The 24,595-nt window shown below is 64.7% G+C and carries 24 protein-coding genes; 8 read left to right on the forward strand and 16 right to left on the reverse strand.

The window, feature by feature from the left end:
- The first annotated feature begins 21 nt into the window (after window positions 1-21).
- From FJU11_RS10485 to FJU11_RS10505, 5 genes are all read left to right on the forward strand, one after another.
- A complete protein-coding gene (locus tag FJU11_RS10485) occupies window positions 22-405 on the forward strand; it encodes an ATP-binding protein (RefSeq protein WP_141167006.1) in 384 nt (127 codons plus the stop codon).
- Complete coding sequence (locus FJU11_RS10490; protein WP_141167007.1) at window positions 402-1,400, forward strand: ATP-binding protein; 999 nt, start codon at window positions 402-404, stop codon at window positions 1,398-1,400. The genes FJU11_RS10485 and FJU11_RS10490 overlap by 4 nt, the downstream gene beginning before the upstream one ends.
- A complete protein-coding gene (locus FJU11_RS10495) occupies window positions 1,397-2,527 on the forward strand; it encodes a sensor histidine kinase (RefSeq protein ID WP_141167008.1) in 1,131 nt (376 codons plus the stop codon). The genes FJU11_RS10490 and FJU11_RS10495 overlap by 4 nt, the downstream gene beginning before the upstream one ends.
- A 105-nt stretch (window positions 2,528-2,632) precedes the next feature.
- On the forward strand, window positions 2,633-3,460 hold the full coding sequence (locus FJU11_RS10500) for an HAD family hydrolase (RefSeq protein WP_141167009.1): 828 nt from the start codon (window positions 2,633-2,635) through the stop codon (window positions 3,458-3,460).
- A 130-nt stretch (window positions 3,461-3,590) separates the two neighbouring features.
- Complete coding sequence (locus FJU11_RS10505) at window positions 3,591-3,773, forward strand: hypothetical protein (protein WP_141167010.1); 183 nt, start codon at window positions 3,591-3,593, stop codon at window positions 3,771-3,773.
- 81 nt (window positions 3,774-3,854) lie between these two features.
- Here the strand turns inward: FJU11_RS10505 and lpdA are convergent, their stop codons facing one another.
- The 10 genes from lpdA to FJU11_RS10555 form a co-directional block, all read right to left on the reverse strand.
- On the reverse strand, window positions 3,855-5,261 hold the full coding sequence (gene lpdA / locus FJU11_RS10510; RefSeq protein ID WP_141167011.1) for a dihydrolipoyl dehydrogenase: 1,407 nt from the start codon (window positions 5,259-5,261) through the stop codon (window positions 3,855-3,857).
- 55 nt (window positions 5,262-5,316) lie between these two features.
- Window positions 5,317-5,727, reverse strand: a complete 411-nt coding sequence (locus tag FJU11_RS10515; RefSeq protein ID WP_141167012.1) for an MAPEG family protein — start codon at window positions 5,725-5,727, stop codon at window positions 5,317-5,319.
- Between the two features lie 36 nt (window positions 5,728-5,763).
- Window positions 5,764-7,380 (reverse strand): 2-oxoglutarate dehydrogenase complex dihydrolipoyllysine-residue succinyltransferase, encoded by a 1,617-nt coding sequence (gene odhB / locus FJU11_RS10520; protein WP_141167013.1) that lies wholly within the window; start codon window positions 7,378-7,380, stop codon window positions 5,764-5,766.
- 36 nt (window positions 7,381-7,416) lie between these two features.
- Window positions 7,417-10,428 (reverse strand): 2-oxoglutarate dehydrogenase E1 component, encoded by a 3,012-nt coding sequence (locus FJU11_RS10525; protein ID WP_141167014.1) that lies wholly within the window; start codon window positions 10,426-10,428, stop codon window positions 7,417-7,419.
- Between the two features lie 219 nt (window positions 10,429-10,647).
- On the reverse strand, window positions 10,648-11,568 hold the full coding sequence (gene sucD / locus FJU11_RS10530; RefSeq protein WP_141167015.1) for a succinate--CoA ligase subunit alpha: 921 nt from the start codon (window positions 11,566-11,568) through the stop codon (window positions 10,648-10,650).
- Window positions 11,569-11,657: 89 nt separating this feature from the next.
- Window positions 11,658-12,464, reverse strand: coding sequence for a putative nucleotide-diphospho-sugar transferase (locus FJU11_RS10535; protein WP_141167016.1), 807 nt, complete (start codon window positions 12,462-12,464; stop codon window positions 11,658-11,660).
- Between the two features lie 5 nt (window positions 12,465-12,469).
- Window positions 12,470-13,663 carry an ADP-forming succinate--CoA ligase subunit beta gene (gene sucC, locus FJU11_RS10540; protein ID WP_141167017.1) on the reverse strand — a complete coding sequence of 398 codons (1,194 nt, stop codon included), beginning with the start codon at window positions 13,661-13,663 and terminating at the stop codon, window positions 12,470-12,472.
- A gap of 422 nt (window positions 13,664-14,085) precedes the next feature.
- Window positions 14,086-15,234 (reverse strand): cell division protein ZapE, encoded by a 1,149-nt coding sequence (gene zapE / locus FJU11_RS10545; protein WP_141167030.1) that lies wholly within the window; start codon window positions 15,232-15,234, stop codon window positions 14,086-14,088.
- A 56-nt stretch (window positions 15,235-15,290) separates the two neighbouring features.
- Window positions 15,291-15,854: an AprI/Inh family metalloprotease inhibitor gene (locus FJU11_RS10550; RefSeq protein WP_141167018.1), complete on the reverse strand. Its 564-nt coding sequence runs from the start codon at window positions 15,852-15,854 to the stop codon at window positions 15,291-15,293.
- Between the two features lie 212 nt (window positions 15,855-16,066).
- The gene (locus FJU11_RS10555; protein ID WP_181408141.1) at window positions 16,067-17,833 is read right to left on the reverse strand and encodes a glycosyltransferase family 2 protein; all 1,767 of its coding nucleotides are present in this window, start codon (window positions 17,831-17,833) and stop codon (window positions 16,067-16,069) included.
- 365 nt (window positions 17,834-18,198) lie between these two features.
- On the opposite strand from FJU11_RS10555, the gene FJU11_RS10560 reads away from it, so the two are divergent.
- Window positions 18,199-19,095, forward strand: a complete 897-nt coding sequence (locus FJU11_RS10560) for a transporter substrate-binding domain-containing protein (RefSeq protein WP_141167020.1) — start codon at window positions 18,199-18,201, stop codon at window positions 19,093-19,095.
- A gap of 13 nt (window positions 19,096-19,108) precedes the next feature.
- Here the strand turns inward: FJU11_RS10560 and FJU11_RS10565 are convergent, their stop codons facing one another.
- From FJU11_RS10565 to FJU11_RS10580, 4 genes are all read right to left on the reverse strand, one after another.
- Window positions 19,109-19,918, reverse strand: coding sequence for a sterol desaturase family protein (locus FJU11_RS10565; RefSeq protein ID WP_141167021.1), 810 nt, complete (start codon window positions 19,916-19,918; stop codon window positions 19,109-19,111).
- Window positions 19,919-20,066: 148 nt separating this feature from the next.
- Window positions 20,067-20,480, reverse strand: a complete 414-nt coding sequence (locus FJU11_RS10570; RefSeq protein WP_141167022.1) for a tellurite resistance TerB family protein — start codon at window positions 20,478-20,480, stop codon at window positions 20,067-20,069.
- Window positions 20,481-20,615: 135 nt separating this feature from the next.
- Complete coding sequence (locus FJU11_RS10575) at window positions 20,616-21,281, reverse strand: S24 family peptidase (RefSeq protein WP_141167023.1); 666 nt, start codon at window positions 21,279-21,281, stop codon at window positions 20,616-20,618.
- A gap of 364 nt (window positions 21,282-21,645) precedes the next feature.
- The gene (locus FJU11_RS10580) at window positions 21,646-21,876 is read right to left on the reverse strand and encodes a hypothetical protein (protein ID WP_141167024.1); all 231 of its coding nucleotides are present in this window, start codon (window positions 21,874-21,876) and stop codon (window positions 21,646-21,648) included.
- Between the two features lie 129 nt (window positions 21,877-22,005).
- On the opposite strand from FJU11_RS10580, the gene FJU11_RS18305 reads away from it, so the two are divergent.
- On the forward strand, window positions 22,006-22,155 hold the full coding sequence (locus FJU11_RS18305) for a hypothetical protein (protein ID WP_181408142.1): 150 nt from the start codon (window positions 22,006-22,008) through the stop codon (window positions 22,153-22,155).
- A gap of 97 nt (window positions 22,156-22,252) precedes the next feature.
- Here the strand turns inward: FJU11_RS18305 and FJU11_RS10585 are convergent, their stop codons facing one another.
- Window positions 22,253-23,134, reverse strand: a complete 882-nt coding sequence (locus FJU11_RS10585) for a bifunctional helix-turn-helix domain-containing protein/methylated-DNA--[protein]-cysteine S-methyltransferase (protein WP_141167025.1) — start codon at window positions 23,132-23,134, stop codon at window positions 22,253-22,255.
- An 84-nt stretch (window positions 23,135-23,218) separates the two neighbouring features.
- Entirely contained in the window at window positions 23,219-23,716 is a 498-nt protein-coding gene (locus tag FJU11_RS10590; protein ID WP_141167026.1) for a DUF2244 domain-containing protein, read from the reverse strand.
- A 22-nt stretch (window positions 23,717-23,738) separates the two neighbouring features.
- Between FJU11_RS10590 and nth the strand changes: the two genes are divergently transcribed.
- On the forward strand, window positions 23,739-24,509 hold the full coding sequence (gene nth, locus FJU11_RS10595; RefSeq protein ID WP_407946703.1) for an endonuclease III: 771 nt from the start codon (window positions 23,739-23,741) through the stop codon (window positions 24,507-24,509).
- Window positions 24,510-24,595: the final 86 nt, after the last annotated feature.

Genomic DNA, 24,595 nt, shown 5'->3' on the forward strand with positions numbered 1-24,595 from the left:
GTGGAAGACGGGCGCACAGCGGTGACTTTGGCGAGCGCGCAGGACGTCGCCTATGCCCGCGAGGCCGCCAAGCGGGCCATGACGGAGATCGGCGCATCGACGGTACGGCGCACGAAGTTCGTGACGGCCGTATCGGAAATCGCGCGGAACGCGGTGATCTATGGCCGCGGCGGCCGGATCGTTTTCGAAATACGCGAGCAGGGGGGCGTGCGGAGCGTGGTTGCGGAATGTTCCGACCGCGGACCCGGCATCGCCGATGTCGCGATGGCGCTGACCGACGGTTACAGCACCGGCAAGGGGCTCGGTCGCGGTCTCGGTGGAGCCAAACGGCTCGTCGATCGTTTCGAGATCAGGTCTTCCGAGACCACGGGCACCGTCGTCATTCTGGAAAGCCGCGCACGATGAAATCATTCGACGTTGCCGAAGACAGTCAGGTCGGCAGCACCCGCCGCGCGGTCACGCACATCGCCGAAGATGCCGGCATGGCGGAAGACGAATGCGAACGGCTGGCGCTGATCGTCACTGAGGCATGCACCAATCTGGTGCGCCATGCCGCAGGCGGTGAAATGCTGGTCGACGTCGACAGCGCCGGCGAAGCGCCCGTCGTTACCGTCATCGCACTCGACGACGGGCCGGGCATCCCCAATGTCGAGGCGGCCATGGTCGACGGTTACTCGACGGCGGCAGAGCAGACGAAGGGCATCGGCGGCGGCCTCGGCGCCATCCAGCGCCAAGCCGACGATTTCGATATCCACAGTGCCTCGCACGGAACGACGCTCCTCGCGCGCGTCGGAAAGCCTGCCGGGCGATCGTCGCGCTTCGATGCGGCCGGGCTCATCGTGGCCAAGCCGGGCTTCGACGAGGGCGGCGACATCTTCGCGGTGCGCGAGGAGGCGGCCGCGACGTTCGTCACGCTCGTCGACGTGCTCGGCCACGGACCGAACGCCGCGACGATTGCCGAGACCGCCCGCGAGGCGTTTCTCGGAGCGGCCGGCCGATCGCTGGAGGAGACCGAAGCCGCGATGGGCGAGGCGATCGCCGGCAGCCGTGGGGCGGCCGCGCTCGTCATGGAGCTCCCCCACGAGGGCGGCGTCGCGCGTGCGGTCGGGCTCGGCAATGTGCGCGGCGAGATCATGACGTCGGACGGCGACGTGCACGGCATTCCTTCCAAGCCCGGCATCCTCGGTGCCGTGACGCGACGACCGAGGCCGAGCGAGCACCCGTGGGCAGCCTCTTCCATTCTCGTCATGAGTACCGACGGCCTCAAAGGTTCGGCGCGCGTTCCCGAACCGCGATCCCTCTTCTTCCGTCGCGCCGCCCTCATCGCCGCGACGCGCTACAAGTTGCGCCGGCGCGGCAGCGACGATGCGGGCGTGCTGGTCGTCAGGTACGATCCATGAAATCGGTCGTCACTTCGATCAGCCTGGCGCAGGACAGCGATATTTCGCACGCACGCCGTAGCGCGCGCCTGATTGCCAAGGTCGGCGAGGCCCCGAGCCACGACCAGATCCGCTTCGCGACCGCCGTTTCCGAAATCGCCCGCAACGCCTTGCAGTACGGCCGGGAAGCGGTCGCCGAGTTCGCCTTCGACGGAGGCGATCGTGGCGCTCGCCTCGTCGCCCGCGTTCAGGACCGCGGCGGCGGGATCGCCGACATCGACACCCTGCTCGGTTCGGGGCACACGGTGCAAAGCGGCGTCGGCCATGGGCTCAGCGGTTCGCGCAGGCTCGTCGACGATTTCGTCGTCGACACCAGCGAAGCGGGTACGGTCATCGACCTCATCATCGAGCTGAAGACCGCGACGCCGCCTTCCGATCTTGCGCAGTCGGCAGCCGACGTCCTCGTCGAGGCCAGTCATGGTTCCGCCGTGGAGGAATTGAGCGAGCAGAACCGGGCGCTGCGCGACGCGCTGGCGCAGCAGCAGTTCCTGCTTCGCGAAATGCATCACCGGACGAAGAACAACCTCGCCATCATCCAGTCGCTGGCCCTGATGCAGGCGCGCCAGTCCGAAAGCGAGGAAACGCGCGCTGCCCTCGAATTGCTGACGGGCCGCATCCAGGCGTTTGCGAGCGCGCACAATCTTCTCCATCGCGGGGAAAACGTTGCCGAAGTCGACATGCGCCAGCATATCGAGACGCTGGCCGGCCGGCTGCGGGCGGCACTCGACCAGAGCGGGATCGAAATCGAGACGACGAGCGACAAGCTGTACGTTTCCTTCGATACGGCGACCGAAATCGGTTTGATCGTCAACGAGCTTCTGACCAACGCCGCCAAATACGTCGCCGGCGACTACACGACCCGCCACGTGGTGAAGGTCGACGTCGTGCGCGAAGGAAGCGGTATCCGCCTGACGGTGAGCGACGACGGACCCGGCATCGAGAACGCCGAGGCGACGCTGCACAAGTCGCGGTCTCTCGGCTGGCGCATCGTCGAAAGCTGCGTGCGCAAGCTCAACGGCAGCATCGAAGTCGACGGAACGAACGGTTTGTCGGTTTCGATCTTTTTTCGGGACCAAACGCCCCAATAAGCGTTTCAGCGGTTCGCGACCGATCGCGGCTGCGCCGGGCTTGCCCTGCTGCCGCGAGACGGTACGTCCGTTCCGCCCCCCGATCCTTCAACGCACGGAGTGCCCATGCCCTCGACGAAGCCGCATATTGCTCGTCTCAGTTTCGTCTTCGACTTCGATCGGACGCTCGCGTCCGAAAGCTGGGATGCCGCGTGCCATGTTCTCGGCCTGTCGAGGAGCGAATGGGACGATCGCTTCATCGAGCCGCTCGGCAAGGATTGGGACCCGATCCAGCAGAAGGCACAGGCGCTGATGGACGCGGCTGAGAGTTTCGGAACGAAGCTCGACGATGCCTTTCTTCAGGCCGTTTGCGAGCGCATCGACCCCTTTCCCGGTGTGCTCGACCTGCCGGAGCGCCTGCGCCGCCACGTCGAGGCGTTCGACGAGGACATCGCCTGCGAGTTCACCATCCTGTCGTCCGGCTTCGCCGACCTTTTCGACAGGACCGACGTCGCACAGGCCTTCGACGCCATACGCGGCGGCGCCTTCCACTTTCAGGACGGATTGGTGAGGAGCGTAAAGCACACGATCACCCACGCCGAAAAGGCGCTCCATTTGCGTTCGATCGCCGAGGGCATCCCGGTCTCGCAGTCGAATTCGCCGGGTTCGGCGGAGTCGATCGTCAAGGAGCACGACATGCACGTGCCCTTCGACCAGATGGTCTATGCGGGCGACGGTGCCAGCGATCTCCAGGCTTTCGGCTATCTGGCATCGATGGGCGGCCTCACGATCGGCATCGAGGACGAGGGCGACTTCGAAGCCGCGGACGAGCAGACGGCCGGGCAACGGGTCGAGACGCTCGCCGGCCCGGACTACCGGGATGGAACGCGTCTCTTCACGAAGCTGAAGAATGCGGCGACTGCGGGCGCGGCCCGCATCGCCGTTCGCAACTGAACCATCGCTTTCGCCGTAGAGCGTCGCCATCTCACGCAGTCGTGATGCGGGATCAAAGCAGCACCTTTGCGGAGCCGAAACGGCGCAGTATTCTTTCCGAGTTCCTTGGAACCCGGAAAGGAGATCCGCAATGACAAGGAAGACCCTGGCCCTCGGGCTGGCATTCGCGATGTTCACCGCAACCGGCGCCATGGCGTGCGACTGGCACAACACCACGGCAAAGATGTCGACGCCGGTGAAAAAGGAGATGGCCGCGGTTTTGGCGCCAGCCTCTGCTCCCGTGGACCTTTGGCTCGTGCCCTATCTCGGATAGGAAACCGCCGATTTCACCCCATGCGGCGGCCCGGTGCTCGCAAGGCGCCGGGCCGTTCGTCCGTCCACAGGATGTCCACACTCACATGTGGATGGGCTTGGCGAAGGTCGCGAGTGCCGCCTCGCGTACCGCCTCCGAAAGCGTCGGGTGGGCGTGGCAGGTGCGGCCGAGATCTTCCGACGAGCCGCCGAACTCCATCAGCACGCAGGCTTCGTGGATCATGTCGCCGGCTTCCGCGCCGATGATGTGAACGCCGAGAACGCGGTCGGTCTTCTTGTCCGCGAGGAACTTCACGAAGCCGTCCGTCGCCAGCATGGCACGCGCGCGCCCATTGGCGGTGAAGGGGAACTTGCCGACGACGTATTCGACGCCTTCCTTCTTCAGGTCCTCCTCGGTCTTGCCGACCGAGGCGACTTCCGGGTGCGTGTAGACCACGTTCGGAATGACGCCGTAGTTCACGTGGCCGGCCTGGCCGGCGAGGATCTCGGCGACCGCCATGCCCTCGTCCTCGGCCTTGTGGGCAAGCATCGGGCCGCGCACCGCGTCGCCGATCGCGTACACGTTCGGGATCGACGTGCGGAAATGGTAGTCCACCTCGATGCGATTGGCTTTGTCGAAGACAATACCGGCCTTCGCCATTCCCTGGTCCTCCGTATAGGGCTTGCGGCCCGTCGCAACGAGGACGATGTCGGCTTCGATCGACTGGCTGTCGCCACCCTTTTCCGGCTCGAAGGTGACCTTCGCGCCCTTTTCGGTGCGTTCGACAGCGGTGACCTTGGAACTGAGATTGATGTCCATGCCCTGCTTGTCGAGCATGCGCTGGAACTGCTCGGAGACCTCGCCGTCCATCGGTCCGAGCACCTTGTCGAGGAATTCCACGACGGTGACCTTGGTGCCGAGACGCGCCCAGACCGAACCCATCTCGAGGCCGATCACGCCTGCGCCGACGACGATCATCGTCTCCGGCACCTTTTCGAGCTCGAGGGCCCCGGTGGACGAGACGATCGTCTTCTCGTCGATCTCGACGTCGAGACCCGGGATGCCGGCGACCTGCGAACCGGTCGCGATCACGACGTTCTTCGCCTCGAGTTCCTGCGTTTCGCCCTCGTCGTTCGTGACGGAGACCTTGCCGCCGCCCAGCACCTGGCCGAAGCCGGTATAGGTGTCGACCTTGTTCTTCTTGAAGAGGTAGGCGACGCCGTCGACGTTGGCCTTCACGGTCGCATCCTTGTGCGCCATCATCTTCTTGAAATCGAGCTTGGGCTTGCCCTCGCCGATGCCCATCTGCACGAGCTCTTTGCCGGCTTCGTCGTACATCTGCGAGGCGTGCAGCAAAGCCTTGGACGGTATGCAGCCGATGTTGAGGCAGGTGCCGCCGAAGGTCGAGCGCTTTTCCACGACCGCCGTCTTCAGCCCGAGCTGGGCCGCCTTGATGGCGCAGACGTAACCGCCGGGGCCCGATCCGATGACGATGACATCATAGGCCATAGAACTTCTCCAGAATGGGTTCGGTTTGTAACCGAGCGGGCGAACCGCCCGTTTGTCAAAAGATAAGCGGGATCAGCATCAGCACGAGCCCGACGATCGAGGCGGCCCAGGCGATCGAGCGCACATAGGGGACCCCGAGGACGTAGAGCGGCAGGTAGACGATGCGCGCGACGAACCAGATCCAGGCCCCTGTCGCCGTCAGCCCGCCCGCGACGCCTGCAACGACGACGGCGAGCGCGAGCGCGATGAAGGCCGGCCACGTCTCCAGGTAGTTGCGCAACGCCCGGTCGGCGCGGCCGGCTTCCTTCGAGAGCTCGGTCGGTGCTTCGTCGCGCGGACCGGCGTTCCACGTCAGCCCGCGATCCTTCGTGGCGATGCCGCTCTGCGTCAGCATGTAGACGATCAGGAGAACGACGGACCAGCCGAGCAGGCTGAGTTCGATCGGTACGCCGGTCATCGCTTCCATCGTCTTCCCCCTAAGTTACGCACCGTTCTTGCCGCTCTACAGATCCAGCACCAGACGCTCGGGATCTTCGAGCACTTCCTTGACGCGCACGAGGAACGTCACGGCTTCCTTGCCGTCGACGATGCGGTGGTCGTAGGAGACCGCCAGATACATCATCGGCCGGATGACGACCTCGCCCTTGATGGCGACGGGGCGTTCCTGGATCTTGTGCATGCCGAGGATGCCGGACTGCGGCGCGTTCAGGATCGGCGAGGAAAGCAGCGAGCCGTAGACGCCGCCGTTCGAGATCGTGAAGGTGCCGCCCTGCATGTCGGCCATCGAAAGCTGCCCGTCGCGCGCGGCCTTGCCGAGGCGGTTGATCTCCTTCTCGACGCCGGCGATCGACATGGCGTCGGCATCGCGCACCACCGGTACGACGAGGCCCCGGTCGGTGCCGACGGCGACGCCGATATGGGCGAAGTTCTTGTAGATGATGTCCGTGCCGTCGATCTCGGCGTTGACGGCCGGCACTTCCTTCAGCGCATGGGTGACGGCCTTGGTGAAGAAGCCCATGAAGCCGAGCTTGACGCCGTGCTTCTTCTCGAAGAGCTCCTTGTACTTGGCGCGCAGGTCCATCACCGGCTTCATGTCCACCTCGTTGTAGGTGGTGAGCATGGCGGCCGTGTTCTGTGCGCCCTTCAGCCGCTTGGCGATGGTCTGGCGCAGGCGCGTCATCTTCACGCGTTCCTCGCGGGAAGAATCCTCGTCGGAAGACTTTGCGCGAGCCTGCACCTTCGGCTCTTCAGCGGGGCTCGAGGGGCTGGCGCGGTTGACCGCGTCCATCACGTCGCCCTTCAGCACCTGGCCGCGCTTGCCGGACCCTACGACCTGATCGGAGGACACGTTCTTCTCCTCCATCATCTTCTTGGCCGAGGGTGCCGGCGGCATGTCGGTGCCGCCCTTCTTCTCGCCGCCTTCGCGTGGGGAGGGCGTCTCGCCGGGACCGTTCGGCGTGGCGGGCTCGCCCTTCTCGTGGCTGGCACCGGCCGATCCGCCGGTCGCACCTTCCTCGATGCGCAACAGCAGTTCGCCGACCTCGACGTCCTGCCCCTGTTCGACCAGAAGTTCACGCACGACGCCGGCCGCCGGCGAGGGCACTTCCTGCGCGGCCTTGTCGGTTTCGAGTTCGAGCAACGGCTCGTCCATCTTCACTTCGTCGCCGACCTTCTTGAAGACTTCGCCGACGGTCGCCGAAGTCACGGATTCGCCGGCCGCCGGAACGGGAACGTCGACCATCTTGCCGCTGCCCTTGCCGGAACCCCCGCCATTGGCGGCCTTGCCCGCATCGTCCTTCTTCGCGCTGGCCGATGTCGTTTCCGCCTTCGCCTTGGCGCCGCCACCCGAGGCGCCGTTGCCGGCGGAGCCACCGCCGGCGCCTTCGGCCTCGATGGAACCGAGCAGCGCGTCCACCTCGACGGTGTCGCCTTCGTTGGCGACGATCTCGGAGAGCGTGCCGGCGGCGGGTGCGGGAACCTCGAGCGTCACCTTGTCGGTTTCCAGTTCCACCAGCGGCTCGTCGGCCGAGACGGTGTCGCCCTTCTTCTTCAGCCAGGTGCCGATCGTGGCCTCGGTAACGGACTCGCCGAGGGTGGGGACGCGGATTTCAGTTGCCATTCTTTCGGTCCTTGTCGGAAATCAGCTTGCCTGTCGTCATTCGCCGCCGAGCGCATCCTCGAGGAATGCCGCGAGCTGCGCCTTGTGCTTGGACATGAGGCCCGTCGCGGGCGACGCCGCGGCCGGCCGGCCGGTGTAGCGCACGCGCTTGTGCTTGGCGTCGATATGGGCGAGCACCCATTCGAGATAGGGGTCGATGAAGGACCAGGCGCCCATGTTCTTGGGCTCTTCCTGGCACCACACCATCTCCGCACCCGAAAAGCGCGAGAGTTCGTTGATCAGCGCCTTCGCCGGGAACGGATAGAGCTGTTCCAGGCGCAGCAGATAGATGTCGTCGATGCCGCGCTGCTCGCGCTCCTCGTAGAGATCGTAATAGACCTTGCCGGTACACATGACGACGCGGCGTATCTTGTTGTCCTTCTTGAGCTTGATCGGCTCGTCCTTGAGCATCTCCGCATCGTCCCAGAGCAGGCGATGGAAGGAGGTGTCGCCGGAAAGCTCCGAAAGCGTCGAGATCGCACGCTTGTGGCGCAGCAGCGATTTCGGCGTCATCAGGATGAGCGGCTTGCGGAAGTCGCGCTTCATCTGCCGGCGCAGGACGTGGAAGTAGTTCGCCGGCGTCGAGCAGTTGGCGACCTGCATGTTGTCTTCCGCGCACAGCTGCAGATAGCGCTCCAGGCGTGCCGACGAGTGCTCCGGTCCCTGGCCCTCGTAGCCGTGCGGCAGCAGGCAGACGAGGCCGGACATGCGCAGCCATTTGCGCTCGCCCGACGAGATGAACTGGTCGAAGACCACCTGCGCGCCGTTGGCGAAATCGCCGAACTGCGCTTCCCACAGCGTCAGCGCATTCGGCTCGGAGAGCGAATAGCCGTATTCGAAGCCGAGCACGGCGACCTCCGAGAGCATCGAATTGATGACCTCGTAGAATTGCTGGCCCTTGCCGACGTGATTGAGCGGAATGTAGCGCTCTTCGGTCTCCTGATCGTAGAGCACGGAGTGGCGCTGCGAGAAGGTGCCGCGCTCCACGTCCTGGCCGGACAGGCGGACGGGGTTGCCTTCCAGCAGCAGCGATCCGAAGGCGAGCGCTTCGCCGGTCGCCCAGTCGATGCCCTCGCCGGTATCGATCATCTTCTGGCGGTTGTCCATGAAGCGCTTGATCGTGCGGTGGGCCTTGAAGTCCTCGGGCAGTTCGGAAAGCTTCCGGCCGATCTCCTTGAGCTGCTTCATCGGCATGGAGGTCTTACCGCGACGACGCTCGTCCTCGTCGTCGGCGACCCGCATGCCGGACCATACGCCGTCCAGCCAGTCGGCCTTGTTGGGCTTGTAGCTCGAGCCGCGCTCGAATTCGTCGTCGAGATGGGAACGCCACTCGGCCTTCAACGCCTCGACGCGATCGTTGTCGACGAGCTTTTCCTCGATCAGCTTCTTGGTATAGCCCTGCAACGTCGTCTGGTGCGTGCGGATCGTCTGATACATCTTCGGCTGCGTGAAGGAGGGCTCGTCACCCTCGTTGTGGCCGTAGCGCCGGTAGCAGAACATGTCGACGACGACCGGCTTGTGGAACTTCATCCGGAATTCGATCGCCACCTTGGCGGCGTAGACGACCGCTTCTGGATCGTCGCCGTTCACGTGGAAGATCGGCGCCTCGATCATCTTCGCGACGTCGGACGGGTAGGGCGAGGAGCGCTGCAGACGCGGGTTCGTGGTGAAGCCGATCTGGTTGTTGATGATGAAGTGCACCGTGCCGGCGACGCGGTGTCCGCGAAGGCCGGAGAGGCCGAGGCACTCCGCCACGACGCCCTGGCCGGCGAAGGCCGCGTCGCCGTGGATCAGCAGCGGCAGCACCTGTGCGCGCTTTTCGAGCGGCACGACTTCCTCGCGCGGCTTGCCGGCCCAAAGGTCCTGCTTGGCGCGCGCCTTGCCCATGACGACCGGATTGACGATCTCGAGATGCGAGGGGTTCGCCGTCAGCGACAAATGCACCTTGTTGCCGTCGAACTCGCGGTCGGAAGAGGCGCCGAGGTGGTACTTCACGTCGCCCGAGCCTTCGACGTCGTCGGGGTTCGCCGAACCGCCCTTGAACTCGTGGAAGATGACGCGGTGCGGCTTGTGCATCACCTGTGAAAGCACGTTCAGCCGGCCGCGATGCGCCATGCCGAGCACGATTTCCTTCAGGCCCATCGCGCCGCCGCGCTTGATGATCTGTTCCAGCGCCGGGATCAGCGCTTCCGCGCCGTCAAGGCCGAAGCGCTTCGTGCCCTTGTACTTGACGTCGATGAACTGTTCGAAGCCTTCCGCCTCGACGAGCTTCTGCAGGATCGCCGACTTGCCGCGCTCGGTGAACTCGATGCCCTTGTCCGGACCCTCGATGCGCTGCTGGATCCAGGCTTTCTCCTCGGGATCGGAGATGTGCATGAACTCGACGCCGATCGTCGAGCAATAGGTCCGCTCGAGGATCGAGAGCATCTCGCGCAGCGTCGCCCATTCGAGGCCGAGCACGTTGTCGAGAAAGATCGGACGGTCGAAATCGTCGTCCGTGAAGCCGTAGGTCTTGGGATCGAGCTCGTTATAGTCCTCGCGCGGGCCGGCGATGCCGAGCGGGTCGAGGTCGGCGTGGAGGTGGCCGCGCATGCGGTAGGCGCGGATCATCATGATGGCGCGAACGGAATCGCGCGTCTGCTGCATGACTTCCGCTTCGCTGACGGCCGCGTGGCCGTTGGTGGCCCCGTTCGTCGGCGCCTTTTCGGCCTTGTCGCGAAGCTTGGCGCCGACATGGCTTTCGACAGCACCCCAGTTGTTGTCGAGCGCGGAGATCAGTTCGCCGTTCGGCTTCGGGGGCCAGTCGGACTTCGCCCAGGAAGCGCCGGCAGCGGCCTTGCGCACATTCTCCGCATCGTCGGCCAGGGACTCGAAGAACGAGCGCCACTCCTCGGGAACCGCCTGCGGATCGTCCTCGTAGCGCGCGTAGAGCTCCTCGATGTAGCCCGCATTGCTGCCGTAGAGGAACGAGGTTTCCTGGAACGCGTCGTTGGCTTCCTGCCGTGCCATGGTCATAACCTTTGCGAAGCGTTCTCGCGCCGCGCATCCTTGGGGTCGTGCCGGTGTCCCGTTCCGGCCTTCGTTGCATCGTGGGCGCCCTCCGGCACCCGTTCGATACGGCCGCTTTCGCCGCCCTATCGCATGTCGTTGTGCACGGTGCGCGTTACAACCGTGTTACCGCCGGATCGTGCACTTCTTTCGTGCGCGATCGCCCAACAAAGATGGCGGTCAGCCCTTGAGCTTCCTGGCCAGGGTGCTGCCGAGCTGCGCCGGGGAGGGGGAAACGGTAATGCCCGCATCCTCCATCGCCGCGATCTTGTCTTCCGCGCCGCCCTTGCCGCCGGTGATGACGGCGCCGGCATGGCCCATCGTCCGTCCGGGAGGGGCCGTTCGCCCGGCGATGAAGCCGACGACCGGCTTCTTGCGGCCCTTCTTCGCCTCGTCCTTCAGGAACTGAGCGGCGTCCTCCTCGGCTTGGCCGCCGATCTCGCCGATCATGATGATCGATTCGGTCGCGTCGTCGGCGAGGAACATTTCCAGCATTTCGATGAACTCGGTTCCCTTGACCGGATCGCCGCCGATGCCGACGGCCGTCGTCTGGCCGAGGCCTTCGTTCGTCGTCTGGAACACGGCCTCGTAGGTCAGGGTTCCAGAGCGCGACAGGATGCCCACGGAGCCCTTCTTGAAGATGTTGCCGGGCATGATGCCGATCTTGCATTCGTCGGGCGTCAGAACGCCCGGGCAGTTCGGCCCGATCAGCCGCGAGTTCGATGTTTCGAGCCTGGCCTTCACCTTCACCATGTCGGCGACCGGAATGCCCTCGGTGATGCACACGATCAGCGGGATCTCCGCCTCGATCGCTTCCATGATCGCAGCACCCGCGCCCGCCGGCGGAACGTAGATCACCGACGCGTTGGCTTGCGTCCTGTCCTTCGCCTCTGCCACGCTCGTGAAGATCGGCAGCTCGGTACCGGAAGCTTCCTTCGCGCCTTCACCGGCCGTCCACGTCTCGCCACCCTTCTTGGGATGGATGCCGGCGACCATCTTGGTGCCGTGATAGGCGAGCGCCTGCTCGGTGTGAAAGGTGCCGGTCTTGCCGGTCAGACCCTGAACCAGGACCTTGGTGTCTTTGTTGACGAGAATGGACATTGGCAAAGCCTCTCGGTTTATTGCGGCGATCGTTCCGGCAGATGGCGGCGATGATCGCTGATGTGTCGTTCGGTTGGACCGAATGTCGCCTACGAGATCGGAATGGCAGAAGACAACGGCGGTACGGAGTGTTTCGGGTTCCCCCCGACGTTCGGATCGGCGGCGCGAAGATCGCGTATGTGTTCGGCCATAGTTCGTCCGATCAGGGTATCGAGATCGTAGGCGCTGGCAACGTCTCCAGGATCGTCGGCCTTAAGCTTCGCGCCGAGATGAAGCACCCGTGGCGCCGCGAAGGAGGAGTCCCAGTTCGCCAAGAGCTTGTGGCTCATCATGTTGTATTGGGGCGGCAGGACGTGAAAGCGGACATCGCCGGTCCACAGCAGGTCGCGCAGGATTGGCTGATCGTTTTTCGCACCGGTCTTGATGAGCCTGCGCTCCCATTCGTCAACAAGGCTGCGCGTCCGCGCACTTGACGCGATACCGAGAACGCCTCCGTTGATCTGCGGGAAGCAAGGTGGAACGTCCGATGCCGAAGGAACGCGTCCGAGCTTCCAGTTCGTGCGGATCATCTGTACGCCCGTCATGTCGAATCGGGTCAATACCTGAAAGATCTCCGACAAATCGGAAAGCACGATCACGTCGTTGTCGAGATAGATCGTGCGCTCGAAACGCGAACGGCGAAGACTTTCCATCTTCGGGCGAAACCACGAGCGCTCAAGCGCGAAGACACCATCGAAAACATCTTTGTCGACGTTTTGATCGGTGAAGAGGTCGATCACGCATTCCGGCATGGCTTCGCGCAGCGTACGTGCGGCGCGCTGTGCCAACACGGCATGGCCCTCGCCGCTCGCAGCTAGGACAAACCCCTCGGTCGGATCGGTGTCTTCGCGTGCCATCCGTTCTAGCTCTGGACAGCTGCGACGATTTTCTTGGCGGCGTCGTCGAGGTCGTCGGCGGAGATGACGTTGAGGCCGCTTTCGTCGATGATCTTCTTGCCGATCTCGACGTTCGTGCCTTCGAGGCGTACGACGAGCGGCACCTGCAGGCCGACTTCCTTCACCGCGGCAATCACGCCCTCGGCGATGACGTCGCAGCGCATGATGCCGCCGAAGATGTTGACGAGGATGCCCTTCACGCTCGGATCGGCGGTGATGATCTTGAAGGCCGCCGTCACCTTTTCCTTGGAGGCGCCGCCGCCGACGTCGAGGAAGTTCGCGGGCTCGGCGCCATAGAGCTTGATGATGTCCATCGTCGCCATGGCGAGGCCGGCGCCGTTGACCATGCAGCCGATATTGCCGTCGAGCGCGACGTAGGCGAGGTCGTATTTCGACGCCTCGATTTCCTTCTCGTCCTCCTCGGAGGTGTCGCGCAGCTCCTTCACGTCGTCATGGCGGAAGAGGGCGTTGCCGTCGAAGGAGACCTTCGCGTCGAGCACGCGCAGATGCCCGTTCTCCATGACGATCAGCGGATTGACCTCGAGCAGCGCCATGTCCTTCTCGACGAAGGCCTTGTAGAGCGCGGGAAAGAGCGTCTTCGCATCCTCGCGCGCGGCGCCTTCGAGCTTCAGCGCGTCCGAAAGGGCGGCGACGTCCTCGTCGCCGACACCGGTCGACGGATCGATGGCGCGAGTGAGGATCTTGTCCGGCGTCTCGGCGGCGACGGTCTCGATGTCCATGCCGCCCTCGGTGGAGACGACGAAGGCCGGCCGGCCGACCGTGCGGTCGACGAGCAGCGAGAGGTAGAGTTCCCGGTCGATGTCGGCGCCGTCCTCGATGTAGAGGCGGTTCACCTGCTTGCCCGCCGGGCCCGTCTGCTTGGTCACCAGCGTATTGCCGAGCATTTCGCGCGCGTTCGCTTCGACTTCGTCGACCGATTTCGCCAGCCGTACGCCGCCCTTCGATCCTTCGCCGAGCTCGGTGAACTTGCCCTTGCCGCGCCCGCCGGCGTGGATCTGGCTCTTCACCACGAAGAGCGGGCCGGGCAGCTTGGCCGCCGCATCGCGCGCCTCGTCGGCTGAAAAGATCGGGACGCCTTCGGCGACCGGAGCGCCGTAGCCTTTCAGGAGCGCCTTGGCCTGGTATTCATGGATGTTCATGGTCGAGTTTCCTCTGGTCGCGCCGGCTTCGCGCCGGGCAGGAGGGGAGCGGACACAGGTCGAACGCCGGCCGTGAGCCGGTCGTTCCGCCAGAAGCCGAAGCCTCGGCGAACTTCGAATCGTGTCCGATGAAGGATCGGTGCGTCCGGAAGGGCGGCATCCCGTGCCGTATGCGAGGTCGCAGATCGCTTCCAGGCGATGATCGACGGCATTCCACCGACATCGCCGGGCTTTTGCGTTCTTTTCTCGCGCCCCATCGTGGTCGCCTTGTCCAAGCCGTGAAACGACGCCGGCCGGAAGCGTCGGCGTCTGGAAACGCGATGGGGATAACGCCGCTAGACGGAAAAGACAACCAAAACTTCAAGGATACGAAAAATCAGACCCTTAGATAAGACGCAATTGACGTAAACGTCAACGAGCTATCATATTGTCGATCGGCGTCCGTCGAGATAATCGCGGCTGCGCATCTCTATCAGCCGGGATGCGGCCCGTTCGAACTCGAAGGCTTCCGTCGTGCCTTCCGTTTCCATCAGTCCGTCAGGTTCGGCCTCCGCCGAAACGAAAAGCCGGACATGACGATCGTAGAACGTATCGACGAGCGCGATGAACCGCTTGGCCTCGTTGCGCTGCCTTTCGGCGAGCTTCGGCACGCCGTCGAGGAAGACCGTCGAGAAGCGTTCGGCGATCGCGGCATAATCCGCCGGTCCGAGCGGCCGGGCGCATAGTTCTTCGAAGGAAAAGCGCGCCGACGTACCAGCCGCCTGCGGCACCGGCACCGCATGGCCCTTGACCGTAAGTTCCTCGCCGCGCACCGTCTTGCCCGCGGTGACCTGCTGCCATGCCGAGTCCATTGCGCTTCTCGCCTCCTCGTCGAGCGGCGCATGGTAGACCGGCAGGTTCGCAGTCTTTTCCAGCCGATAGTCCGTTCGCGCCTGAAGGTTGAAGACGCGGGCATGGTTTTCGAGGAGATCGATGAAGGGCAGGAAGAGATCGCGGTTCAGTCCGTCCCTGTAGAGATCGCGTGGCGCCACGTTGGACGTGGCGACGAGGACGCATCCACGCGAGAAGAGTTCGGAAAAGAGCCGCGAGAGCAGCATGGCGTCGGTGATGTCGCTGACGGCGAACTCGTCGAAGCACAGCACCCAGCCTTCGGCCATCAGGTCGTCCGCGACCGGTGGAATCGGATCGCTGTCCTTCACCTCGCCGGCCTTCACCTTCTGCCGGTAGGCATGAATGCGTTCGTGCGCGTCGTTCATGAAGGTGTTGAAATGAGTGCGACGCTTGCGCTTGGCCGGCACCAGCTTGAAGAAAATGTCCATGAGCATGGTCTTGCCGCGGCCGACGGGGCCGTGGATGTAGAGCCCCTCGATGGTCCGCGGCTCTTCGCGGCGGCTCGCGAAGAGCCAGCCGAGCGCGCTCGACTTGCGCGCGACGCGGTGCGAGCGAACGCCGTCCAGAACGCGGTCGAGCGCCGCCGCCAGTGCCTTTTGTGCCGGGTCCTTCTCGACCCGGCCGGAATCGACCAGCGCGTTGTAGCGCGCGACGACCGTTATGGAATCAGGCAGCGCGATCGTTCGGGCTCCATCGTCCTGGGGCTTCGTGACCGCGGATACCGCGACCGATCGGCCTAACGCGACAGGTTGATCGACTGGCCGGTCTGCGTCGTGCCGGTATAGCTCTTGTCGCCCGCCTTGGTCAGGGTGGCAAGGCGATTGCCGGTCGAATCGCTGAGCACGACGGTGTTGTTCTTCACGTCCCAGGCCGAAATGTCTTCGGCGATGCCCGCGCAGTTGCGCGAGGCGGCACGGTAGCCGCCGGTCCACTTGGTAAGCGAGAGGAAGAGATCGCAGGTCGAGCTTCCCGTCGAGGTCGTCCAGCGTCCGAGCAGCGCCTCGCGACTGATCGAGGGAGCGCCGGTGCCGGTCGGCAGGCTCGCCATCTGCGTCTGGTCGCCGGTATCGTCGGAGGATGGGCCGGTTTCGTCGCCGGGCATCGCGGTCGAAGCATTGTCCATGCCGTTATCACCGCTTGGCGGCGGCAGCTGCGACTGCTGGACACCGCCGACGGGCGCGGCGGCGATGGAAGAGGGCCCTGCGGGTTGGCTCGCCTCGTTCGCCGCGTAGTCCGTGCGTCCACACGAGGTAACCGCGAACGCGATCGCGAGAATGAAACCGACGTGTGTGATGCGCATGCTTCGCTCCTTTGCAAAGTGCCCCGCGAAGAACGTGCCCGCGAGGGGAATTCGCGAGGCACTAAATGGCGTCGAAGCCGGGATTGCAAGCGTCGAAAGCGACGCCGACCCATTCGCCGCGGCGCGTTGCGCTTTTGCACGGCATTCGGCGGGACGACTCTGCGGTCGATGTTCTAGGGGACCGGCCGGCCGTAAGACGATCGTTCACGGTCTTACGGCAGTGCCGTCTTGGCCTTTTGCGTGCGAGCGGGAGCGTGCGGCGTCTTTGCCCAGTAGAAGGGGTTTCGGGCGAGTTCGAAGACGGCGAGCCATGCGGCGAGCGACATTTCCAGCCAATAGAACGGCAGCCGCCACCCACGGCCGCGCACGCGCCGGCGTTCTTCGGGGACCATCGCGCGGTGAGCGAGCGCCAGGAAGCCGATATATCCGCCGAGGAAGTTGATCGCGTCCATGCCGAAGAGCGTCCAGCCGAAGACGCCGGTATGGGCATGAAATTGCGGCATGATGTGAAGCACGCCCTCGACGACGAAGCCGATCAGCAGCGGATGGGCAAGCGCCGAGAGGATCATGCCGCCGATGAGTACCTGGAAAACGAGGAAGCCGACCGGCCCCATTTCCGCGAGAAGCGTACGCGGCGCGCGCATCATCACAAGCCAGGTCTGCAGCCAGCCCTTGAACCAACGCGTGCGCTGCGCCTGCCAGACCCTTCGGCTTTCTGGCGCGACCTCCAGCGTCGGCGCATTCAGAACGCCGCCGCGATAGCCGCGCCGGTAGAGCCGAATGCCGAGATCGGCATCCTCGGTGACGTTGTGCGGGTCCCAGGCAAGGCTCTCGCGAAGCGCCTGCATGCGGAAATGGTTGGACGTGCCGCCGAGCGGCATCGGCAGGCCGAAGCGGGCGAGCATCGGCAGCAGCATCCGGAACAGCCCGGCATATTCGAGCGCGAAGAGTGCGGACCACGAAGACCGTCGCCCGTTGGCGATGACGAGCGGGGCCTGAAGGAAGCCGATCCTCCACGGCGACCGGCGGAAGACGGAGTGCGCCTCGAGCAATTGCTCGGGATGCGGGTGATCTTCCGCATCGTAGATCGCGAGATAGTCGCCCGTCGTGCCGCACAGGGCATAGGAAAGTGCCTTCGGCTTGGTCCGCGGACCGACGACCGGCACGCGGACGATCTCGTATTCGCCGGGCAGGTCGAGGCTTTCGAGAGCGGCGACCGTCGCGTGATCGTCGGCCTCGCATACGAGCTTGATCTCCAGGAGCGAGCGCGGCCATTCCAGGCGCGAGAGCGAGGCCACGAGCTCGCCGACGACCGACGCCTCGTCGTGAAGCGCGACGAGAACCGTATAGACGGGCGGGCAAACTCCGGGGTCGGCGTTCGGCCGACGCCACGGGTCGGCGCTGGTTCGCTTGAGCGCGAAGAAGCGGATGGCGATGCACGCGAAGAACAGCAGCGAAAGGCATGCATGCGTGACGAACAGCGATGTCCATGGCGCGGCCGTCAGAACGAGAAGGAGCGTGGCGAGCGCCAGACCCGCGAAGAACCCCTGTGCGCCGGTGACGACGAGCCGCGCGCTTTCGGAGGCGGAACCCTCGAAGAGGCGCCGCGTCGTCTCGCGTGCTCGCGCGATCGAGCGGCATTCCCAGACGCAACGGCGGATCGTTGCCGGTGTCGCGATCGCGAAGCGCGCGCGAAGGTCGGGCCTGCGCTCGAAGATCGCTGCGAGATCCTGGAACTGCGCGAAGCACGGAGCGATGACCTGCATGGTTTGCCCCGCCCGCTCGACGCGTACGGGGGCACAGTCGCGCAGGGCGGCATCCATGTGTGGACATTCCACGAGGTCCGCCGCGTTCATTTCGGCGATGAACGCCACGCCGAGCCATTGCGCGAGCGCCTCGTAATAGATGGCGGGGTCGATGTCGCCGGCGGCCATGAGTTCGGCTTCGAGGCTGGTGACATTGTGCCGCGACCGTTCCAATGCGGCGGCGAGCGCCGGTTTGCCGATGCCGAGGCGGCGAAGAAAACGTATGGATTCCCGCGGCGGCCGGCCGATGCCGTGCGCTGCGTCTTCGGGGCGCACTGTTCGTGAAGCCGTGAACCCTCGCGGCTTGGTCGCCCTTGGCGCATGCGTGCCACGTCGTACCGTTTCGGCACGATACGTCGACACCAAGCCTTGCAGGTATGAACCCGAAAGCATTATCTTTTTCACCGTCGTCCCCAAACGGCGGCCCCCAGTTCCCCGCACCGATGGTAACGAACGTGGCGTATAAGGCAAATTTTTCGTTAAAGAATTTATCCGTATTTTTCCTTTGCGCCGTCTGCTTCTCGATGGCGACCGCCTCGATGCCCGCCCGGGGCGCTGCACCGGCCGACGATGGATCGGGCGAACGGGTCGCGCCGGTTCGCGCAAGCGAACCGTCCGCCGATACCGTGCCGAAAACGTCGCTTCCGGCCGATGGGTCTGACGGGTCGAGCGATATCCCGGCCTATTTCCATTCCAACGAAAGGCTGAGCCTTCCCGACCTTTCCGGTTACGAACGGATCCGTTTTCTCACGACGACGGACTTTCCGCCGTTCAACTTCATCGACCAGACCGGCAGGCTCACCGGCTTCAACATCGATCTGGCACGTGGCCTCTGCGAGGAACTCGATATCGTCGACCGCTGCCAGATCCAGGCGCTGCCCTTCGACGACCTGACCGGTGCGCTCTCGACGGGGAAGGGGGAAGCGGTGATCGCCGGTCTCGCGGTCACGCAGAAACAGCGCGAACGCTTCACATTCACGCGGTCCTATCTGCACCTGCCGGCCCGCTTCGTGCGCAACCGCGCGACGAGCCTCGACGGTACGCCCGCAATCGCGCTCTCCGGCAAGCCGGTCGGCGTGGTGAAGGGCTCCGCACATGCGGCCATGCTCCGCGCGTTCTTTCCGAAGCTCGCCGCCAAGCCGTTCGATACCGCCGACGCGATGCTCGACGCGCTGCGTTCGCGCAAGATCGACGCCGCCTTCGGGGATGGCGTACGACTGTCCTTCTGGCTGTCGAGCAAGCAGGCGAAGGAATGTTGTGCCTTCTTCGGTGGCCCGTACCTTTCGGAGCATTTCCTCGGTCACGGCCTCGCGATCGCCGTCGACGAGAAGCATCGCGACCTTGCCGAGGCCTTCGACCATGCGCTCCTGTCGATGACGCGCGACGGGCGTTTCGCGGAGATCTACCAGCGCTACTTCCCGAGCGGCCTCTACTGAAGCGCGTTGCGGTTCATCGCCGGAAGGGGAGGAGAAGGATCCAGCCGAGGCCTGCCGTGCGCCGTCCACGGTAGTCGTCGAGGCCGATATGCATGCCGTCGTGGCCGCGTGCCGGCTGCGCGACATAGGTCGAGAACAAACGGTCCCAGAGCGAGAAGTTGAAGCCGTAATTGGCATCCGTCTCGCGCCGCTCGCAGGAATGGTGGACCCGGTGCATGTCGGGCGTGACGAGAAGCGTGCGCAGCCACCCGTCGAGGCGCGGCGAAAGCGCGAGGTTGGCGTGATTGAACATCGCCATGCCGTTCAGCACGATCTCGAAGACGAGCACCGCGATCGCCGGCGGTCCGAGAACAAGCACGATCGCCGTTTTCCATACCATGGAGAGCACGATTTCGAGCGGATGGAAACGCAAGGCGGTCGTCACGTCGAATCCGGTATCGGAATGGTGGATGCGGTGGATGCGCCAGAAAAGGGGAACCTTGTGGCTCGCCACGTGCTCGGCCCACACGCCGAAATCGAGGATGACGAAGGCGAGGATCCCCGCAAGCCATGCCGGCAGGCCGAGAAGGGCAAAGAGACCGATGCCGTTCGCGTTCGCCCAGAGCGCCGTGCCGACGGCTGCGAGCGGAAAGACGAACCGGAGGCAGAGCGAGGAGACGACGAGCACGCCGACATTGGCGAACCATCGCCTGGACTTCCATGCCCCTGCCATCTCCGCACGTTCGAGGCGTGGTGCGGCCAGTTCGAAGACGCTCATGGCCGCGAAGATCGCAGCGAAGGCGACGAGCCGTACGATCGGCTCGGAAAAGCCGGCGAGGGTCATCCGATGCACTCCGTGGCGACGTACCGGACGCGACGAGGCGGCGTACTCGCCTCGTTCGTCAACGCCTGCGCATATGGAAACCGCGCCGCCGGCCGACAACACACGTTCGAGTGACTGCGACGATGCCTTCGCCGGAATCTCCGGTGCTTCAAAGCGTCCTGAAACGGGCGATGACGTTGCGCTCGATGCCCGCGCAGGTCAGCTTGTCGAGGTCGAGCCGGTCGCGCAGCATCTGCAGGAAGCGGATCTCCTCGGCCTGGATATGCATGTCCGCCGAGGCGACTTCCACGGCGAGCGCATAGGCCGTGTCGTGCAGGCGTGGCGGGATCGCGTCGCGCACGAGGGCGAGCATCGTCGAAAGCCCCTCGTCTTCGGAAAGGATCGCCGCGCAATCGCGCGAGACCGGAATGAGGCGTTCCTCGTCGAAGCCGTCGAAAACCGGCAGGAAGCGCGTCAACCGTCCGATGCGGGCGAGCTCCTTGTCGTTCATGGCGGTATCGACGGCCGATGTCGTCACCATGATGTAGACGAGGGCGTCCTGAACTGAAATCGTCGATGCCATGAGTGACCTCTGCTGGAGATTCCGTCGTCGCGCACCGCAACGTGTCGATGGCCCGGCACCATAGTGCGTTCCCCGGTCGAACGAAAGCGGCGGCGCGCCACCTTCCAACAGGCCGGGGCGGGGCCGGTGGCCCAGCTACTGGCTCGCCCAGACGATGCGCGCCATCCATTCGATCTCGTCGAACGCGAAGGTGCGGTTGGGATGCTCCGTATTCATCGAGACGAGTTCGATCGCATCGCTCGTGCGCCGGTTGAGCACCTTCGCCATGACTTCGCCGCCAAGCGTGCGCACGACGACCCGGTCGCCGCGGCGCACCTGTGCTCCCGGTTCGACGATGAGCACGTCCCCGTCGCGATAGAGCGGCAGCATGCTGTCGCCCTGCACCTCGAGCGCGTAGGCACCCGCGCGTTCGCCGGGCGGGGTGGGGAAGTCGACGAGTTCCCACCCTTCGCCGACGGGAAATCCGCTGTCGTCGAAGAAGCCGCCGGCGCCTGCCCGGGCGAAACCCAGAAGCGGGAAGGAGCTCGTCCGCGGCGGGTAGGCATCGCGCGTTCGGCGCGCTTGCGCCGTTTCACCGCGTACCAGCATCAAAAAGTCGTCGAGCGAGGCCCCGGTGGCGCCCAGCACCTTGGCGATCGATTCCGTAGACGGCCATCGCTCCCGGCCGTCGGCGGCGCGCCGCTTCGACTTGTTGAAGGACGTCGCGTCGAGGCCCGCACGGCGTGCGAGACCCGATGGCGAAAGGCCGTTGCGCGCCGCGAGCGCGTCGAGGGCCGCCCATATGCGCGAATGCGACAGCATGACTTACGGTCCGTTCCGGGGCGCCGAAATGCGTTTCCCGCGATCCGGAAGGCCGGACCGCGCGGCACCAGTCGTAGCCGAGCAGCGCATCCGCGTAAAGCAGAATTAGGAAGAAATTCCGCTATGAAAGCATGGCCTCCGGCATCGATCAGACACTTGAATGAAGTGGTTCGCTAAGAGCCGGGAACACTTCGATGCCCGCCGGACGACCCAGCCGAACGATGATCGCAGCCGACCATGTTGGCGACGGAAGGCCGATCGCAGACATGCCCGTGCGCTTACGGTGCGAACCGGCAGCGATCCGTCTCATCGAGTTGCGTTCATCGTCCGTGACGCCAGACCGGATCGGTCTGGATTGAATGCTCTAAAAGAACATCGACGCGGCTGCGAACAGGCCGCCGCCGAGAAAGACGATGGTCGCCAGCGCGAAGAATATGGTTCCGGCAATGCCGAGTTCCGGCCCGGGCGTCGGAATCCGGGTATCCCTTTCGGTCTCTATGGTCATGAAATCCTCCTCCTCGAAGAAGCGACCGAGGCTCTCCCCTGCCAAATGGTCGCAGTGCGGCAATCTGACCGAAAAGCCCGATTGGTTCAAGCTTTCTTTCAGTAAAGCGCCGCAACGGGTCGCGATTTATACTTTTGGATGCAAAACCGCGGAGGCGATGGAACTTCGAAGCGGCGCAGCGGGTTGGCCGCGCAGTCCATGCGAAAGGAATCCTCGACGATGACGAACAAGAAGCACGACGACGAGAAGGCCGTCGACAACACCTCCGGCGGCGCCCATCTCGGCGGCACCAAGTTCGGCCAGGAAAGCGACGCCAAGACGACGTCGAACGAAAAGGGCGACAAGGCTCGCCCGAACGACGGAAAATAATTCTTCGAACCGGACGCGCGAAACGCCGGTTTCGCGCGTCCGGTGGTTCGGGATGCGTCGTCGCTCGTCGGGTTTCGTTCGGCGTGCGCTGTGTCGTTCAACCGGCGCCGAGACGCCCGGTTTCCCAGCCGAGCATGGCGCGCTTGCGCGTCAGGCCCCAGTGATAGCCCGTCAGCGCACCGGACGCCCCGATCGCGCGATGGCAGGGCACCACGAAGGATAGGGGGTTACGGCCCACCGCGGCACCTACCGCGCGCGCGGCCTTCGGGCTCCCGATCTCGCCGGCGATGCCGGAATAGGTCTTCGCCCGGCCCATCGGAATGTCGAGCAGGGCCTCCCAGACCCGGATCTGGAAATCGGAGCCGATCATGACGACGCGCAGCGGCTCGTCCGCCCTCCAGCGGCCGGGATCGAAGACGCGGCTCGCATAGGGCGCCGTCTTCGCATCGTCGCGGACATAGGCAGCCTTCGGCCAGCGGCGCGCCATGTCCTCGAAGGCGCTTTCCTCCTCGTCCCCATCACAAAAGGCGATGCCCGCGAGACCCCGGTCCGTAGCCATCATCAACGCCGTACCGAAGGGCGAGGGGTGGTAGCCGTAGGCGATCGTCAGCCCTTCGCCGCGCGCCTTCCAGACACCGGGCGACATCGCCTCGTGGGTGACGAAGAGGTCGTGCAGCCGGCCGGGACCGGAATAGCCGAGCTCGAGGCTGGCATCGAGCAGCGGCAGGCCTTCCGTACCGAGCAGGTGCTTCGCGTTGTCGAGGGTCACCGCCTGCAGGAAGGCCTTGGGCGAAAGGCCGGCCCAGCGCGTGAAAGTCTTCTGCACCTCGCTCGGCGAACGACCGAGATCGGCGGCGATCGTTTCCAGCGTCGGCTGCTCGCGATAGTCGCGCGACAGCCGCTCGATGACCCGGCGTACCGTATCGTAATCGGTTCCGGTGGGTGTGATATCGGCTTCGAACCTTGCTGCGACGGTCATGGCACTGGCCTCCTTCGTCGGTGCCAATCAAGCATGCGGAAATGCACCCCGCCACCCGATTCCTGCCAAATTGGCTTCTTGGCCTTACGGCCGCTTGACCGAAGCGAGCGCGCCGGAAAAGGCGTCGGCGAAGGTTTCCCGGTCGTCCGGGTTCAGGAAGGTGCCGACGTCGGTGAAGCGGCCCTCACCCGAAACGCGCATGCGGGTGATGCCGATCTCTTCGTGCCGCGCCACGCGGAAGCGTGCCCAGAACGGGTTGAAGTCGTGATCGACGAAACGCCCCGACGGGGCGACCTTGCGGATATGCAGGTGCGTGCGCGAGATCGATACTTCCTCGCGCGCCCGGCCGTCGCGGTAGTTCAGCCAGAACGCGCCCGCGACCAGGGCGATGTCGAGCCCGCAGAAGCCGAAGACGGGCCATGCGCCCATGATGACGAAGACGACGCCGTTGGCGAAGCACACGGCCCCGAACACACACATCAGTGCGATGAAGCCGCGTCGGCCAAGCGATCGGTGCGGCGTCAGAAGCGCCTCGAACACCGGCCGTTCGTTCATGCCTTCGCTCGCATTGCCATCGTTCATCCTGCCTGAGTATAGAGGCCGGATGGGAAAGCTGAAGGGCAAAACGGCGACGAAAGCGGCCGACGCGGCGACGAAGCGCATGAAGGCGCCGGCCAGGCGCTTGCCGCGAAGCCGATACGCGAAGGCAGAGATCGAGGAGATCTTCCGGCGCCTTTCCGTCCAGCGTCCGGTGCCGAAAGGTGAACTCGCGCATACGAACGCCTTCACACTGCTCGTCGCGGTCGTGCTTTCCGCGCAAGCGACGGATGCCGGGGTCAACAAGGCGACGAGGAAGCTCTTCGCGATCGCCGACACGCCGGAAGCCATGCTCGCGCTCGGCGAGGAGACTGTGCGCGAACACATCCGCACGATCGGCCTCTATCGCAACAAGGCGAAGAACGTCATCGCGCTCAGCGAAAGGTTGATTGCCGATTTCGGCGGTGTCGTGCCGCGCACGCGGGAAGACCTCGTGACGCTGCCGGGCGTCGGCCGCAAGACGGCGAACGTCGTCCTTTCCATGGCTTTCGGCGAAGCGACGGTCGCCGTCGACACCCACATCTTCCGCCTAGCCAACCGCATCGGGCTCGCGCCGGGAAAGACGGTCGACGAAGTGGAGGCGAACGTCATGCGCGTGGTTCCGGACCACTACCTGCCGCACACGCATCGCTGGCTCATCCTGCACGGTCGCTACGTCTGCAAGGCGCGCAAGCCGGACTGTCCCGCCTGCGTCATCGCCGACCTCTGCAAGGCGAAGGAAAAGACGACCGACGTGCCCGCACCGCTCATCGAACTGCCGGAGCAGACGATCGGCTAGATGTGGAGCCTCAACAGGTTGTCCCGATCGAGACCGAGGCGGCTGATGGGCACGGTGTCGTTTATCCCGCCATGGGGACGGTGCCA

The organism is Pararhizobium mangrovi (assembly GCF_006516965.1).
Lineage (GTDB): Bacteria > Pseudomonadota > Alphaproteobacteria > Rhizobiales > Rhizobiaceae > Pararhizobium_B > Pararhizobium_B mangrovi.

What these genes read in the sequence shown, in the direction of transcription:
- FJU11_RS10585 (WP_141167025.1), bottom strand. Translation starts at nt 23,134, where the DNA reads ATGACCGTCGCAGCAAGGTTCGAAGCCGATATCACACCCACCGGAACC.
- FJU11_RS10575 (WP_141167023.1), bottom strand. Translation starts at nt 21,281, where the DNA reads ATGCTGTCGCATTCGCGCATATGGGCGGCCCTCGACGCGCTCGCGGCG.
- FJU11_RS10570 (WP_141167022.1), bottom strand. Translation starts at nt 20,480, where the DNA reads ATGGCATCGACGATTTCAGTTCAGGACGCCCTCGTCTACATCATGGTG.
- FJU11_RS10495 (WP_141167008.1), top strand. Translation starts at nt 1,397, where the DNA reads ATGAAATCGGTCGTCACTTCGATCAGCCTGGCGCAGGACAGCGATATT.
- FJU11_RS10590 (WP_141167026.1), bottom strand. Translation starts at nt 23,716, where the DNA reads ATGAACGATGGCAATGCGAGCGAAGGCATGAACGAACGGCCGGTGTTC.
- lpdA (WP_141167011.1), bottom strand. Translation starts at nt 5,261, where the DNA reads ATGGCCTATGATGTCATCGTCATCGGATCGGGCCCCGGCGGTTACGTC.
- sucD (WP_141167015.1), bottom strand. Translation starts at nt 11,568, where the DNA reads ATGTCCATTCTCGTCAACAAAGACACCAAGGTCCTGGTTCAGGGTCTG.
- nth (WP_407946703.1), top strand. Translation starts at nt 23,739, where the DNA reads ATGGGAAAGCTGAAGGGCAAAACGGCGACGAAAGCGGCCGACGCGGCG.
- FJU11_RS10490 (WP_141167007.1), top strand. Translation starts at nt 402, where the DNA reads ATGAAATCATTCGACGTTGCCGAAGACAGTCAGGTCGGCAGCACCCGC.
- FJU11_RS10535 (WP_141167016.1), bottom strand. Translation starts at nt 12,464, where the DNA reads ATGGCACGCGAAGACACCGATCCGACCGAGGGGTTTGTCCTAGCTGCG.
- FJU11_RS10560 (WP_141167020.1), top strand. Translation starts at nt 18,199, where the DNA reads ATGCCCGCCCGGGGCGCTGCACCGGCCGACGATGGATCGGGCGAACGG.
- odhB (WP_141167013.1), bottom strand. Translation starts at nt 7,380, where the DNA reads ATGGCAACTGAAATCCGCGTCCCCACCCTCGGCGAGTCCGTTACCGAG.
- FJU11_RS10500 (WP_141167009.1), top strand. Translation starts at nt 2,633, where the DNA reads ATGCCCTCGACGAAGCCGCATATTGCTCGTCTCAGTTTCGTCTTCGAC.
- sucC (WP_141167017.1), bottom strand. Translation starts at nt 13,663, where the DNA reads ATGAACATCCATGAATACCAGGCCAAGGCGCTCCTGAAAGGCTACGGC.
- FJU11_RS18305 (WP_181408142.1), top strand. Translation starts at nt 22,006, where the DNA reads ATGACGAACAAGAAGCACGACGACGAGAAGGCCGTCGACAACACCTCC.
- FJU11_RS10525 (WP_141167014.1), bottom strand. Translation starts at nt 10,428, where the DNA reads ATGGCACGGCAGGAAGCCAACGACGCGTTCCAGGAAACCTCGTTCCTC.
- FJU11_RS10550 (WP_141167018.1), bottom strand. Translation starts at nt 15,854, where the DNA reads ATGCGCATCACACACGTCGGTTTCATTCTCGCGATCGCGTTCGCGGTT.
- FJU11_RS10565 (WP_141167021.1), bottom strand. Translation starts at nt 19,918, where the DNA reads ATGACCCTCGCCGGCTTTTCCGAGCCGATCGTACGGCTCGTCGCCTTC.
- FJU11_RS10505 (WP_141167010.1), top strand. Translation starts at nt 3,591, where the DNA reads ATGACAAGGAAGACCCTGGCCCTCGGGCTGGCATTCGCGATGTTCACC.
- FJU11_RS10515 (WP_141167012.1), bottom strand. Translation starts at nt 5,727, where the DNA reads ATGGAAGCGATGACCGGCGTACCGATCGAACTCAGCCTGCTCGGCTGG.